At 69.7% G+C, this 13973-nt stretch carries 12 protein-coding genes and 1 pseudogene; 8 read left to right on the forward strand and 5 right to left on the reverse strand.

Features of this window, described 5'->3' with window-relative positions; genetic code table 11:
• Positions 1-35: 35 nt before the first annotated feature.
• From ABT137_RS34515 to ABT137_RS34530, 4 genes are all read right to left on the reverse strand, one after another.
• A complete protein-coding gene (locus tag ABT137_RS34515; protein ID WP_351715055.1) occupies positions 36-569 on the reverse strand; it encodes a hypothetical protein in 534 nt (177 codons plus the stop codon).
• 166 nt (positions 570-735) lie between these two features.
• A complete protein-coding gene (locus ABT137_RS34520; protein WP_351715056.1) occupies positions 736-1500 on the reverse strand; it encodes an SDR family NAD(P)-dependent oxidoreductase in 765 nt (254 codons plus the stop codon).
• 162 nt (positions 1501-1662) lie between these two features.
• Positions 1663-2334 carry a formylglycine-generating enzyme family protein gene (locus ABT137_RS34525; RefSeq protein ID WP_351715057.1) on the reverse strand — a complete coding sequence of 224 codons (672 nt, stop codon included), beginning with the start codon at positions 2332-2334 and terminating at the stop codon, positions 1663-1665.
• A 685-nt stretch (positions 2335-3019) separates the two neighbouring features.
• Entirely contained in the window at positions 3020-3370 is a 351-nt protein-coding gene (locus tag ABT137_RS34530) for a nuclear transport factor 2 family protein (RefSeq protein WP_351715058.1), read from the reverse strand.
• 117 nt (positions 3371-3487) lie between these two features.
• Here ABT137_RS34530 and ABT137_RS34535 point away from each other — a divergent pair, with 117 nt between their 5' ends.
• Positions 3488-4267, forward strand: coding sequence for a helix-turn-helix domain-containing protein (locus tag ABT137_RS34535; protein ID WP_351715059.1), 780 nt, complete (start codon positions 3488-3490; stop codon positions 4265-4267).
• Positions 4268-4631: 364 nt separating this feature from the next.
• On the opposite strand, the gene ABT137_RS34540 is transcribed toward ABT137_RS34535, so the two are convergent.
• Positions 4632-4952 (reverse strand): ArsR/SmtB family transcription factor, encoded by a 321-nt coding sequence (locus ABT137_RS34540; protein ID WP_351715090.1) that lies wholly within the window; start codon positions 4950-4952, stop codon positions 4632-4634.
• A 103-nt stretch (positions 4953-5055) separates the two neighbouring features.
• On the opposite strand from ABT137_RS34540, the gene ABT137_RS34545 reads away from it, so the two are divergent.
• The 7 genes and pseudogenes from ABT137_RS34545 to ABT137_RS34575 form a co-directional block, all read left to right on the forward strand.
• Positions 5056-6030, forward strand: coding sequence for a quinone oxidoreductase family protein (locus ABT137_RS34545; RefSeq protein ID WP_351715060.1), 975 nt, complete (start codon positions 5056-5058; stop codon positions 6028-6030).
• A 373-nt stretch (positions 6031-6403) separates the two neighbouring features.
• On the forward strand, positions 6404-6748 hold the full coding sequence (locus tag ABT137_RS34550; RefSeq protein WP_351715061.1) for a hypothetical protein: 345 nt from the start codon (positions 6404-6406) through the stop codon (positions 6746-6748).
• A gap of 152 nt (positions 6749-6900) precedes the next feature.
• Positions 6901-7950, forward strand: a complete 1050-nt coding sequence (gene pstC / locus ABT137_RS34555; RefSeq protein WP_351715062.1) for a phosphate ABC transporter permease subunit PstC — start codon at positions 6901-6903, stop codon at positions 7948-7950.
• A 75-nt stretch (positions 7951-8025) separates the two neighbouring features.
• Positions 8026-9336, forward strand: a complete 1311-nt coding sequence (gene pstA / locus ABT137_RS34560) for a phosphate ABC transporter permease PstA (protein ID WP_351715063.1) — start codon at positions 8026-8028, stop codon at positions 9334-9336.
• Entirely contained in the window at positions 9333-11039 is a 1707-nt protein-coding gene (pstS, locus tag ABT137_RS34565; protein ID WP_351715064.1) for a phosphate ABC transporter substrate-binding protein PstS, read from the forward strand. The genes pstA and pstS overlap by 4 nt, the downstream gene beginning before the upstream one ends.
• A complete protein-coding gene (locus ABT137_RS34570) occupies positions 11039-13528 on the forward strand; it encodes a hypothetical protein (protein ID WP_351715065.1) in 2490 nt (829 codons plus the stop codon). Before pstS ends, ABT137_RS34570 begins: the two co-directional genes overlap by 1 nt.
• A pseudogene (locus tag ABT137_RS34575) lies at positions 13525-13973 on the forward strand (hypothetical protein); the annotation flags it as partial. The gene ABT137_RS34570 and the pseudogene ABT137_RS34575, both read left to right, overlap by 4 nt.

The raw sequence follows: 13973 nt of genomic DNA on the forward strand, positions 1-13973 counted from the left end.
GGCGGTCTCGGCGGTGGGCACGGCCAGACCATAACTCACGGTCGGACCGCAACACGGTTCGCGGCGGGGGCGGGCTGCCCAGCGGTCAGCATCCGGCTACGGACGAAGATCGTGGCCAGCCGGGTGACGACCTCGGTGAGCGCCATCAGGACGAAGGCCGCCACCCATGCCTGGTCGCTGGTGATGTGGTGGGCGAGGCTGAACCGGGCGACGTCGTCGGCGCCGCCGCCGTGCTCGGTCCACAGCTGGAAGCCCATCCGGGCACCCATGCCGAGCACCCACAGGATCGCGGAGACCGCGCCCGCCTTGATCAGGGTGTGCTCGCCCGCGGTCCTGACCCGGGTGTAGACGCCGCCGGCTATGCCGAGGACGGCGCCCGCGCCCATGAGCGCTCCGACCAGCATCAGGTCGTTGCCCCCGGTGGGAACGGAGTCCAGGTACGTGTGGGCCACGTAGGCCACGATCCCCAGCGGGATCAGGAAGGTCTTGAGGTCGAGCCGGCCTTCCCGCAACTGCCGGAAGACGACGAGGATGAGAGCGATGTCGGTGATCCACTCGGTCGTTGTCATGCCCCCAAGCCTGCTGTCACAGGGCCCGCGACGCCTGGACCCACGGGTGGAACCCGGGGTGGAGAAGCACGTGGCCGGTCGCGACAAGCTCGCCATCGCCTACCAGGCCGCACTTCACCTCGCCGGCATCCTCATCCGGACCCGACGCTGACCAAAGAGACGGCCCCTAGGCCGCGATGACCGCAGCGGTCGTGCGGCCGCCGTCCACGTCGAGCACGATCCCGTGCACGAACGACGACTCGTCGGCGGCCAGGTAGACCGCCGCGCTCGCGATCTCCTCCGGGGTGCCCATCCGGCCCGCCGGCGTCCCCTTCATCATGACCTCGGCGACCTTGACGTCCCCGGCGTCCGCCGCCGGCACCACACCCGGCGAGATCGCGTTCACCCGCACCCCCCGCGGCCCGAACTCCGCCGCCCAGGCCCGGGTCAGCGTCTCCATCGCCCCCTTGGTGGAGCTGTACAGCGCGCCGACGGGGATGCCCAGCCGCGCGATCCAGGACCCCAGGTTGACGATCGCCCCGCCACCGGCCTCCGCCATCGCGGGTGCGACGGCCGCGGTCAGGAAGAACGGGGCCTTGACGTTGACCGCGTAGACCTGGTCGAAGGTCTTCTCGTCGGTGGCGGTGGTCGCGTCGCCGGGGTAGATGCCCGCGTTGTTGACGAGCACGTCGATACGACCGCCCAGAACCCGCGTCGCCTCCTCGGCCAGCGTCCGCGAAGCGGCGGCGCTGCCGTCCAGGTCGGCCCGCACGAAGTCGGCACGACCGCCCCGGGCCCGGATCCCCTCGACCACCTCCGCCCCACGCGCGCCACTGCGCCCCGAGACGATGACATGCGCCCCCTCGACGGCGAACGCCTCCGCGATCGCCCGCCCGATGTTGCTGGTCGCACCGGTCACCAGCGCGGTCCTGCCGGTCAGTCGCATGGTCATGATCAACCCTCCGTGTCACTCGCTTCCCCGTCGGACGCGGCCCACTGTGCGCCCAGGAAAATGGACCGGCAAGTCCAGAAATCTGCACGGTGTGCGGAGAGGGGTACGGTCCCGGTGCTGTCGATCGAGGGCATGCCTCTGAGGGCGGACGCGTACCGGTCGTCACACGACGGAGCGCGCGATACGGAATCCGACGTCGTCGACCTGGAAGGCCGGGTGGCTGCGGCGCCGCGCGGAGGCCCGGCAACTCCAGTGCTCATCGAACCAGCCACCACCACGGAGCACCCGGTAGGTGCCGTAGACCTCGGCGTCGTAGACGTCCCAGCACCAGTCCCAGACGTTGCCGAGCATGTCGTACAGCCCCCACGCGTTGGGGTGTTTCCCGCCCACGTCATGGATGCGCTCGTGCGAGTTGCCGCGGTACCAGGCGATGTCGTCGAGCTCCCCGTAACGCGGTCCTGCCGTACCGGCACGGCAGGCGTGCTCCCACTCGGCTTCGGTCGGCAGCCGGTACCCGTCGGCGGACACATCCCACTCGGCGCCGTCGCCGTCGGTGGGGAGGTGGTACGCGGGCGTGAATCCGTCGCGCTGGGACAGAGCGTTGCAGAACCGCGCCGCGTCCCACCAGGAGACGGACTCGACGGGCAGCCGGTCCCCCTGGGCGGTGCTCGGCCGACGGCCTGTGACCTGTGCGTACAACGCCTGGGTGACCGGGCATGCCGCGAGCTGGTAGGGCGCGAGCTCGACCGACCAACTGCGTTGTGTCCGCCGGTCCGACAGTGTCACCTGCCCCGGTGGGATGGCGACCATCTCGTTCCCCGTCATCACGTCCATGATCGGGAGATCCTAGGGCCTGTTCGAGGTTCGGATCATGTTGCTGAGCTGACCGCTGAGATCCGGCGGGTCCACCATCGGGCACCCTTGCAAGAGCTGGCCCGGCGACCCGCCCGGGAGGCCGCCGATCCTCCCCAGGCGGTCAGCATGCCAAGTTCGGACAGGACCAGCCGGGGGCACTGGGCATGGTGCTGAACGCGGTGGTCCGGTGGAACACCCTCTCCATGGACGCCGCCGGGGCCGACTGCGGACACCTCAACGGGGTCCAGTACGTCGTCGGAGTCTGTGATCGGGTGGGAGCTTCCCGCTGAGCGGTGGGAGCGTGTCCGCGCGCGGCTACGGAGCCGAGGCATCGATCCGGACGCCGCCACACAGAAGACCCCCCCGAGCCCGTGCCCGGTAGACACGCACAGTAACCAGCAGTCGCGCATGGGCTCCCCTGCGGATCGCCCGATCACAGACTCCACGAGCTCTGGCCCCCTACCTGGCCGGGGCGTCCTGATGTGGGAACGGCTGCGGCATCCTGTCGATGGCGCGATGGCCGTCGGGGACCCCCTCGACCAGTGCGATCACCGAGGTTGAGCGCTCGGTGCGGGGCGGCAGGATCGCCTGGTGGTCCGGCGACAGGTCTCCGGGCCGGTCTCGACATCCTTCAGGTGAGCGATCGCGTACGCGCGAGGCGCCGTCATGCCGGCACCTTGTCCAGGAAACCGTGTACGTCCTGGATCCGGCCTGACTCGTCCAGTACCAGGACGTCGAATCCGATCACCAGCGGCTCGGCTCCCTCCGGGCCCAGGCCCCAGCGGAATCGCACCTGGCGATGGTGGGCGTCGGCCTCACCGACCTGGGTGAACACGAACCCGGGAAACTGCGCCTGGACGCCGTCGACGACCGCCGTGATCCCGTCGTGGCCCGAGACCTCGGCCAGCGGATCGGTGTAGGTCGCCTCGGGCGACCAGTGCTGGGAGAGCAACGTCGCCCGCTCGTCGCCGGTCGCGTTCCAGGTGGCCAGGTACTGCTGAACGACAGCCTTCATGATCATTTTCTCCCGTTCGTTTTGATCGGCTGCCAGAATCCTGGCCCGGGCCCGGCCGGCAGATCCATGACCTCACAAGTCATGGCCACCCGGATACGGCCCCCTAGGCTCATGGGCATGAGCGTTGCAGTAGATGCCCCGCCGGTCGGTGCGCTGTTGCGGACCTGGCGTGAACGACGCCGGTTCAGCCAGCAGGAGTTGTCCAACCGATCCCGGGTCTCCACCCGGCACCTCAGCCGGGTGGAGACCGGCAAGGCGCACCCGACGCCAGAGATGCTCATGCATCTCTCCGACAACCTGGATGTGCCGCTGCGGGATCGCAACCGACTCCTGCTGGCCGCCGGCTACGCACCGCGTTATCAGGATCACCGATGGGACGACGCATCGATCGCGGTAGTGATGGACGGTCTGCGCCGACTCCTCGACGCCCATCTGCCGTACCCCGCACTGCTGTTGGACGATCACTGGGACATCGTCGACGCCAACGCCGCCGTTGATCAGCTGCTGACCGGTTGCGCGCCGGAGTTGCTGGAGCCGCCGATCAATGTGGTCCGGGTCTGCCTCCATCCGGACGGGCTGGTCCGCCGGATCGGCAATCTCCCGGAGTGGGGCGGCCATCTGCTGCAGCAGGTGAGTCACCGTGCCGAGCGCACCCATGATCAGCGCCACCACGAGCTTGCCGCGGAGATCGCCGGATACCTCGGTGAACCCGATGTCTCCACCACCCTCACGGGGCCGGTGATCACCCTCGAAATCGACGTCGACGGCAAACCGCTCCGATTCTTCAGCACCTCCGCCACCCTCAGCACCGCCACCGATGCCGCCTTGGAAGGGCTGCATCTGGAGACATTCCTGCCGGCCGACGACGAGACCCGACGCCGGTTCGATCAGCGGTAGACCATGCCAGAAGGGTCCGTCCGCAGGCCCGGTTCACGGCCTCGGCGCGCAAGGTGATCCAGGCGCGGTAGGTGTTCTCGCGGGCTTGCTGAGCGAGATTCTCGTCGTCGCGACTCGCGGCGACCCTCTCGCCGTCCTCGCGGCCGCCGAAGGTGCCACCGGAGCCGTACGCGAAAGGTGGGTCAACGCCGGTGTGGCCCAGGACGAGTACCGCGACTACGTGATGGCTGGTCGACCCGCCTGGCGGGCCAGGCCTGTGCCGCCGCCAGGGCCATGACGAGCAGGCGGATCACTCGGGAACGGAGCCCGCGCTCAGTGCCCTGTCTCCGCCGCGTGCGCGACGAAGTCCGCCCAGGAGGCGCGGCTACGGCCGCAGGGCCAGGTCGAGCAGTCCCGGGAAGCGGGTCTCGAACTCCGGTCGCCGCAGGCGGTTGACGCGGCGCGGACCCTCGTCCCGCTGTTCGACGAGACCGGCCGCCCGGAGTACGGAGAAGTGGTGGCTGAGGGCGGCCTTGCCGACGGGTACGTCGAAGCTGCCGCAGCTGCGGGACCAGTCGGCGCTGGCTGCCAGCTCCCTGACGAGCGTGAGGCGTACGGGGTCGGCGAGGGCGGCGAGCGCGGTGAGGACCGGCACCTCGTCGGGGTGGGTGTGCTCGGGGGCGGCCCGGTGGCTCGTGCCGGCCATGCCGTCCTCCTCGTCGCCGTGTTCCACTTGCCGAGTGTTCGATGGAAACCATACACTCCCGAGTGTTCGATTCGTGTTGAACACTTGTCGAGGGGTGTGTGCCGTGCGTGCGGTCGAGTTCCAGGAATGCGGCGGTCCGGAGGTCCTGAAGGCCGTCGAGGTGGCGGTCCCCGAGCCGGGCCCCGGTGAGGTGAGCATCGACGTGGCGTACGCGGGCGTGAACTTCGTCGACCTCAAGGCACGTTCGGAGGGCTACCGCGTGCCGGGCCTGCCGTTCCGTCCGGGACTGGAGGTCTCCGGCCGGGTCAGGGCCCTCGGTGCCGGCGTCACGGACCTGGCCGTCGGCCAGGAGGTGGCCGCGCTGACGCAGGGCGGCGCCTACGCGGACGTGGTCGTGACGGAGGCGGCGACCGTCTTCCCGCTGCCGGCGGGGGCGGACCTGCGCACCGGCGCCTCGCTCCCGTCCGTCCTGCCGACGGCGTACGCCCTCGTCCACTCCGTCGGCCGCCTCCAGCCCGGCGAGACCGTCCTCGTGCAGGGCGCGGCGGGCGGGGTCGGCACGGCGGCCGGGCAACTGGCGAAGGCGGCGGGCGCGGCCGCGGTGTACGGCGTGGTGTCGAGCGCGGCGAAGGCGGCGTACGCGCGGGACCACGGCTACGACGAGGTCTTCGTCGGCGACTTCGAGGAGCCGGTCCGGGAGGCCACCGGCGGCCGGGGCGTCGACCTGGCCCTCGACCCCGTCGGCGGCAGGACGCTGCGCGCGAGCCTGTCGTCCCTGGCCCACTTCGGCCGCCTGGTCTCCTACGGCAACGCGAGCGGCGAACCGGCCTGGACGGCGGGCCAGCCGGAGCTGTATCCGCGGGGCCTGTCGGTCGCCGGTTTCTCCATCCTGACGCTGGCCCAGACGGCGCCGGACGTGCTGCGCGAGCTGTCCGCCCGGGCCTTCGCGAAGGCGGCGGACGGCACGGTGACCCTCCCGGTCACGGCCGAGTTCGCCCTGGAGGAGGCGTCGGAGGCGCACCGCCTGATGGGCGGCCGGACGAGCACGGGCAAGCTCCTGTTGCGGGTCGCGGGCTGAGGGGAGCCGGACCGACCTCGCACGCCGTGGGCCGACTTCCGGCCCGTGCGGGGGAGCTCGGAGCCGAAGTGCCCGCAAGCGGACGCCCGTTGTGCCGCCGGGCGTCGACGGCCACCCCAATTGGCAACGTTGTCCCGGTCCGGGTGGTAGCGCTTTCTCCGTGTCTTGCCTACGGGTTACCTAGGGGATACCTCTACATGAAGCGTGGCCTCGGCAGTCAGTTTTGTCCGGGCGCCGTCACCCGTGTCTCAGTAGATTGCTGCTGCCGCCCCAGAGTGCCGTACCTGCGGATTTTACTTACCTATTGGGCGGCGGGGGTGGGGACATGGAGCGGTCCGATAGGGCGGCAAGACCTGCCGCCGGGGCAGCGGGCATGAGATGCCAGGTGGACATCGACGGGCAGGGCAGGTTCGGCTGGCGTCTGGTGGCGCCGAACGGGAGATCGGTGGCGGTGTCGCTCACCTCGCACGACACGCATGCCCGATGTCGTGCCGCGTTCCACCGCATGTGCGCGCTGCACTCCCGTACCGGGGGAGGGGTGCAGCACGGCTCCGACGGCGGCGGCTGGGTGTGGGTGGTCTGGGACGACTCCGGCCGCCATCTGGCCGGCTCGGCGCGGACGTACGAGCGGCATGCGACCTGCCGGGCCTCCTACGACAGGTTCCGCGCGACGATCGCCGAACTGGTATATGCCGGGCCCGAGTTATGGGGCGAGTGAGCCAGGGCTGATCCGCACGTCAACCGGGTCTGAAGAGGCCCTGGTTGGGGGTGAGGCATGCCTGTGCGGCGGGGACCGATGTTGCCCTTAGGGAACCCGTAGTTCACACCTCAGGATGTGCATGTCAACCGATGACACGGAGTGTCGGGACCGTGCCTTCGCTGAGAAGAACCAGACAGCCGCAGCCCGTGATCGCGGGCGTCGGCTCCACCGACGCCGGAGACCCCGACGTACGGAGACGCCTGTACGCCGATCCCGGGCTGCCCGACCGGGTGTTCCGCGCGGTGCTGCGCTCCGGCGGCGGTCTCGTGCTGGCCGTGATGCTGCTCGTCGGCGGCTTCCTGCTCTACCGGGCCTGGCTGGCGCTGGACAAGGCCGGCTGGTCGTTCCTGACCACCGCCGAATGGGAGCCCGGCAGCGGGAAGTTCGGCATCGCCGCCGTCATCGTCGGGACCATCCTGATCGCGACCGTCGCGGTGTCCGTGGCCGTGCCGCTGGCCACCGGCGCCGCGCTGTACATCTCCGAGTACGCCTCGCCGCGGCTGCGCCGGACGCTGATCAGCGTCGTCGACCTGATGGCCGCCGTGCCGTCCGTGGTCTACGGCCTGTGGGGCGTCTTCTTCCTCCAGGACAAGGTCCTGCCGATCGCCCGCTGGATCTCCACCTACTTCGGCTGGATCCCCGTCTTCGACGTGCAGGGCGCCGACCCCAGCGACCCGCTCGCGCCCGAGAGCATCTACACCTCCTCGACGTTCATCGCGGGTCTCGTCGTCGGCATGATGATCGCGCCCATCATCTGCTCGATCATGCGCGAGGTCTTCTCGCAGGCGCCCGCCGGCGAGCGCGAGGGCGCCTACGCGCTCGGCGCCACCCGCTGGGGCATGATCCGCAGCGTGGTGCTGCCCTTCGGGCGCGGCGGGATGATCGGCGGCACGATGCTCGGGCTCGGCCGCGCGCTGGGCGAGACGATCGCCGTCTTCATGATCATCTCGGTGACCTTCCAGGTCCAGTGGCACATCCTGCAGTCCGGTACCAGCTCGGTCTCCTCGCTGATCGCCCTGCGGTACGGCGAGGCCAGCGAGTTCAGCATGTCCGCGCTGATGGCGGCCGGTTTCTCGCTGTTCGTCATGACGCTGATCGTCAACTTCGCCGCCTCGTCCATCGTCGCCCGCTCCCGCTCGGGCGCGACCAGCGACGCGTGATGAGCCCTTCCTTCCCGGTATCGCCAACCCCCCACGGCGCCCGCAGTCCCTTACGCCACACAGGAATGAGCGACCATGACCGTTGCCCCTGAAGCGCCCGGCGCGCGTCGGGCGACCGGACGCCCGGGCACCACGCTGCCGGGCCCGGCCCGCGGTGCCGACCCGGCCGGTGAGCGCCGCCGCGCCCTGACGCAGCTGCACGCCACCGACGTGTACGCCATGGTCGGTGCCGCCACCGCCGCGCTGTCGATCACCTGGCTGCTGTTCCACTGGCTGCTGCCGTTCAACGGCGTCGTCGGCTTCGTCGTCATCGCGTACGTCCTCTTCCTGCTGATGTACGCCCTGCTGGTCTCCTTCGACGAGGACGGGCCGGCGATCGTCGACCGGATCGCGGCGGCGATCGTCCGGTCGATGGGTCTGCTGCTCGTGGTGATCCTCGCGTTCGTCGTCTGCTACGCGCTCATCCAGGGCCGCAAGGCGCTCGTGCACCTGAACTTCTTCACGCAGAGCATGGAGCTGGCCGGCCCGCTGCAGCCGCTCAGCGTGGGCGGCGCCCTGCACGCGGCGGCCGGCACCCTGATCATGATCACCATCGCGCTGCTGATCACCGTGCCGGCCGGGCTGGTCTGCGCGGTGTTCCTCAACGAGGTGCCCGGCGCCTACGCCCGGTTCGTGCGCACCATCGTCGAGGCGATGACAGCGTTGCCGTCGGTCGTCGCCGGTCTGTTCATCTACGCGACCGTGATCCTCGGCCTCGGCCTCGACCAGTCCGGTCTCGCCGCCGGTCTCGCCCTCTCGGTGATGATGCTGCCGATCATCATCAGGGCCGCCGACGTCGTCATCCGGCTGGTCCCCGGCACCCTGCGCGAGGCCAGCTACGCGATGGGGACGAGCCGCTGGCGCACGGTCTGGCACGTGGTCCTGCCGACCTGCCGCTCGGGTCTGACGACCGCCGTGATCCTCGGCACCGCGCGCGGCATCGGCGAGACCTCCCCGGTCCTGCTGACCGCCGGCTTCACCAACGAACTCAACCTCAACCCGTTCCACGACCCGATGGTCTCCCTGCCGCTGGTCACCTTCGAGTTCGTCAAGTCGCCCGAGCCGAACATGATCTCGCGCGGTTTCGGTACGGCGGCCCTGCTCATGGCGCTGGTGCTGATGCTGTTCGTCGCCGCCCGCATCCTCGGCGGCCGCGGCCCCGGCCACCTCACGCGCCGCCAGGAACACCGGCGCGTCCTCGCGTCCCGGCGTGACGCGCGTCGATTCGCCGAGCGTTCCCCGGCCCAGGCCCAGGCCCAGGCCCCGGTACCTGTCCCGGCCGAGGCCCCGGCCCATGACTCCGCCCCGCACTCCACCGTCCGTACCGAAAACGGGAGTTCGTCGTGAAACCCGCCACTCGTTTCCGTCTGGCGGCCACCGTGCTGTCACTGCTGTGTGCCTTGCTGGCTGTCCAGACGCCCCCCGCCGCAGCCGCCTCCTACGCCAAGATCACCGGCTCCGGTTCGACCTGGAGCTCCAACGCCGTCCAGCAGTGGGTCCGCAACGTCAAGGCCAACTACGGCATGACGGTCAACTTCACGGCCAACGGCTCCTCCCAGGGCCGTGAGCAGTTCAAGAACAACACCGTCGACTTCGCGGTCTCGGAGATCCCCTACGGCCTCAAGGAACAGGGCGTCACGGACACGCCGCCGAGCCGCGGCTACGCCTACATGCCGATCGTGGCCGGCGGTACGGCGTTCATGTACAACCTCAAGATCAACGGCAAGATGGTGACCAACCTCCGGCTGTCCGGGGACGTCGTCACCAAGATCTTCACCGGGAAGATCACCCGCTGGAACGACCCCGCGATCGCCGCGGACAACCCCGGCTTGAACATGCCGGCCCGCGCGATCGTCCCGGTCGTCCGCTCCGACGGCTCCGGCACCAGCGCCCAGTTCACGATGTGGATGTCGAAGCAGTACGGCTCCCTGTGGGCCGACTACTGCTCCCGCACCGGCCGCGGCAGCGGCAACTGCGGCATGACCTCCAACTACCCGCTGCTCAGCGGCTCCACGATGATCGCCAAGTCCGGCTCGCTCGGCGTCTCCGGCCATGTCCGCCAGCCCTCCGGCGAGGGCGCCATCACCTACGTCGAGTACTCCTACGCCAAGAACACCGGCTTCCCGGTGGCCAAGGTGCTCAACAAGGACGGCTACTACGTCGAGCCGACCGCCGCGAGCGTCGCGGTGGCGCTGACCAAGGCCCAGATCAACGAGAACAAGGCGTCGGTCAACTACCTCACCCAGATCCTCGACGGCGTCTACACGAACGCCGACGCCCGCACCTACCCGCTGTCCAGCTACAGCTACATGATCCTGCCGACGAAGGTGGAGTCCGGCTTCACGACGGCCAAGGGCAACTCGCTGGGCACGTTCGGCCGTTACTTCCTGTGCGACGGCCAGCAGCAGGCGGACGACCTGGGTTACTCGCCGCTGCCGAAGAACCTCGTCCAGGCGGGCTTCGACCAACTCCGCAAGGTCCCCGGCGCACCCACCAGCAGCATCAACATCAACACCTGCCGCAACCCCACCTTCTCCGGCGGGGTCAACACCCTGATCAAGAACGCCCCGTACCCCAAGTCCTGCGACAAGAAGGGGCCGACGCAGTGCACCACCGGCACGGCGGGTGCCGCGGGCACCGACACCCCGGTGAAGCAGGGCGCGACCGGCGGTAGCTCCTCGGGCGGTTCCGGCTCGTCGACCGGCGGCTCGTCGACCGGCGGTTCCTCCGCCACGGGAGGCAGCGGTACCGGTGGTACGGACACCAACGGTGACGGAACGCCCGACTCCACCGCCGGCGCCGCCGCCGGCGGTACCTCGGGGGCCAGCATCGACCCCGACACCGGCGAGGCGGTCAGCGGCGACGGAGCGAACACCGGCGACACGAACGTGGCCGCCAACCCCGTCGCCCTCGCCTCCGACAACAGCCTCGGGATGCGCGGCGCCCTGATGGCCCTCTCCGCCGTCCTGCTCGTCGCGGTGGTCGTCGGGCCACCACTCACCGCGCGGCTGCTCGCCGGACGTTCGCGCCGTCGTAAGGGGGAGCTGTGATGAGAAGCCGGCTGACGCTACGGATGTCTCCCGGCCGCCGCCGGGTGACCGCGGGAGTGGGCTGCCTGCTGTCCGCGCTGGTGCTGGCGGTGCTGCCGCTGCCCAGGGGGGCGGATCAGGCGCAGGCGGCCACCACGGAGAGTTCCGCGGTGACCAAGAGCGGGGCGAAGGGGGTGTACGGCGACGACTTCTCCGGTCTCAAGGTCACGGTGCATCAGACGGAGAACCTGTCCGGCCAGGCGGTGCAGGTGACGTGGACGGGCGGGGAGCCGTCCAGCAATGTCGAGACGAACTTCCTGTCGATCATGCAGTGCTGGGGGGACGCGGAGTCCGGACCGGACCGAACGCAGTGCGAGTTCGGGCTGGCGGCAGGTGGGCAGAACGGGGACGGCCGGGCCGTGTACCAGGGCGACACCTCGGGCCATGACCCGCTGGAATCCGATTCCTCGACCTCGGTCGACAAGAACGGCACCCACTACGTGCCGTTCCGGCCGGTCGGGGGGCAGGGGGACCCCACCACGGGCCCCACCGACACCACGTACTTCACCGACGGGGACACCAACGCCGACCCGTTCATGCCGAACGACGGGGACGGCGGCGGTGACATCTCGTTCGAGCTGAAGTCGGCCGTGGAACAACCGGCACTGGGCTGCGGCGCCCGCACCACTTCGGCCGGCGAGATCCAGCCGTGCTGGCTGGTGGTGGTGCCCCGCGGTACCCACGACCCCAACGGGCAGACACACACCGGGGGCGCCCAGGTCACTTCCTCGATCAGCCAGTCGAACTGGGACCAGCGCATCGTGTTCCGGCTCGGCTTCGCGCCGGTCACGGACAACTGCGACGCGGACAAGCCCGAGCGCGGGATCATGGGTTCCGAACTGGCCACCGACGCCATCACGTCATGGCAGAGCGCGCTGTGCAAGACCGGGACCTACCGGTTCAACTTCACCCAGTCCGGTGAGCAGCAGGCTCGGGACGCCGTGACCTCGGGTGACGCGCTGGCGGGGCTCGCCATGACGGTGGATCCCGTCGAACCGGTCGCTGGGGTGGCCCAGGTGGTACACGCGCCTGTTGCGGTCACCGGGCTGACGATCGGTTTTGTCTGGATGTACGACGCGGCGGGCGGCACTCGACCGCTGACGAAGCTCAAGCTCAACCAGAGACTGCTGGCCAAGGTGCTCACGCAGTCCTACCCCTTCAGCGTGGTCAAGCCGGCCAACAAGGTGCCCGATTACCTCTCCGGCAACCCGGATTCCCTCGTCAAGGATCCTGAATTCCTTCAGCTCAATCCCGATCTCGCGGGTCAGGCGGCCGGCAACGCCCCGTTGGGCCTGGCCGTGACTCTGGCCAACACCGACTCCGCCAACATGGTGTGGAAATACATTCTGGCGAACACCGACGCGAGAGAGTTCATCGAGGGGAAAGCCGATCCCTGGGGAATGAAGGTCAACCCCTCTTACGAGGACGGAGTGGTCTCGGATTCCCTGGACTTCTTCCCCAAGGCGGACATCGCGCCCAGAACGCCGGACTGCGGGGGCGGCAGTTCCGTCACCACCACGTACAACGGTCTGGACGTGGTTCCTTATGTCAACGATATGCACGATGGGGCACTGAAGGTACGCCGTGGTGACATCGGCACCGCATATGACTGCGTCGTCGTCGACAACATAGCGAAATTGACGCCGCTGGGCCGTCCGATTCCGACGAGGCAGCGTCAGTACGGCATTGTCGACAACGCGTCCGCGGTGCGTTACCAACTGGGCGCCGCCGCCTTGGCGAACGCCGACGGCGATTACGTCACGCCGACCAGCGCCTCCCTGCTCAAGGCCGTCGCCGAAATGCCCGACTCGGACGTGGCCGGCGTCAAGGCGCCCGACCCCGGGAAGATGAAGGACGGCGCCTATCCGCTGACCGCCGTGGTCTACGCCGCCGCCTCGCTCGACCAGGCCAAGGACGCCCGGCAGGACTACGCCAAGGTGATGCGGTACGCGGCCGGGCCGGGCCAGACCCAGGGCACCGCGAAGGGTGAGCTGCCCTACGGCTACGCCCCGTTGCCCGATGCCATGCGCACGCAGGCGGAGCAGGCTGCCGACAAGCTGGAGAAGGGCGCGCCGGACGCCGACGAGTCGTCCACCGGCACGTCCGGAGGCGGCGACGACCTGAGCGGCACCGGCAGTGGCGGCGCGGCGGGCGGAAGCGGGGCCGGCGGCACCGGCGGCGGCTCCGCCGGGACGTCGGGCGCTGCGACCGGCGCCGACGCGTCGGACACCGCCCAGCCCTCCACCGCCCCGAGCGAGACCGACCCGGCCAAGCAGAACGTCGCCCAGTCCGGCGGCTACACCCCGTCGGAGGTGCTCGGACTGATCCGCTGGGTACTGCTCGGTGTCCTCGTCGCGGGCGGGGTGGCGGCCCTCGCGGGTCCGATCATGCTGCGGTTCTCGGCGCGCAGGGCGGCCTCGACTCATATCCAGGGAGGGGAACTCAAGTGAACGTCAAGTCCCGTGTGCGTATCGGTGCCGCTGTCGGTGCGGTTGCCCTGGGCCTGGGTGCCCTGGCCGCCCCCGCTGCCTACGCCGACCCCGACTCGGCCACCGACTACCGTCAGCTGGCCGGTGTCGGTTCCGACACGACCCAGGACGTCATGAACGCCCTGGGCAACGCGATCACGAACAGCAACGGCAAGGTCATCGCCTCCTGGAACGCCACGGGCACCAGCCCGATCACGACCAAGTCGACCGGCAGCTGCACGATCACCCGCCCCGACGGCTCCGGCGCCGGCATCACCGCGCTGAACACGGCTCTGGACGGCAACACCGGCTGTGTGGACTTCGCCCGTTCCTCGCGTGGCCCGAACAACACCACCACCACGGACCTGACCTTCATCCCGTACGCCAAGGACGCCGTGTCCTGGGTGAAGCAGGACGGCAGCGCCCT

This window comes from Streptomyces sp. NPDC001980, from assembly GCF_040296885.1.
Lineage (GTDB): Bacteria > Actinomycetota > Actinomycetes > Streptomycetales > Streptomycetaceae > Streptomyces.

Excerpts from the sequence above, each read along its gene's own strand:
- ABT137_RS34515 (WP_351715055.1), bottom strand. The coding sequence starts at position 569 with ATGACAACGACCGAGTGGATCACCGACATCGCTCTCATCCTCGTCGTC.
- ABT137_RS34520 (WP_351715056.1), bottom strand. The coding sequence starts at position 1,500 with ATGACCATGCGACTGACCGGCAGGACCGCGCTGGTGACCGGTGCGACC.
- ABT137_RS34525 (WP_351715057.1), bottom strand. The coding sequence starts at position 2,334 with ATGGACGTGATGACGGGGAACGAGATGGTCGCCATCCCACCGGGGCAG.
- ABT137_RS34530 (WP_351715058.1), bottom strand. The coding sequence starts at position 3,370 with ATGAAGGCTGTCGTTCAGCAGTACCTGGCCACCTGGAACGCGACCGGC.
- ABT137_RS34535 (WP_351715059.1), top strand. The coding sequence starts at position 3,488 with ATGAGCGTTGCAGTAGATGCCCCGCCGGTCGGTGCGCTGTTGCGGACC.
- ABT137_RS34540 (WP_351715090.1), bottom strand. The coding sequence starts at position 4,952 with ATGGCCGGCACGAGCCACCGGGCCGCCCCCGAGCACACCCACCCCGAC.
- ABT137_RS34550 (WP_351715061.1), top strand. The coding sequence starts at position 6,404 with ATGAGATGCCAGGTGGACATCGACGGGCAGGGCAGGTTCGGCTGGCGT.
- pstA (WP_351715063.1), top strand. The coding sequence starts at position 8,026 with ATGACCGTTGCCCCTGAAGCGCCCGGCGCGCGTCGGGCGACCGGACGC.
- ABT137_RS34570 (WP_351715065.1), top strand. The coding sequence starts at position 11,039 with ATGAGAAGCCGGCTGACGCTACGGATGTCTCCCGGCCGCCGCCGGGTG.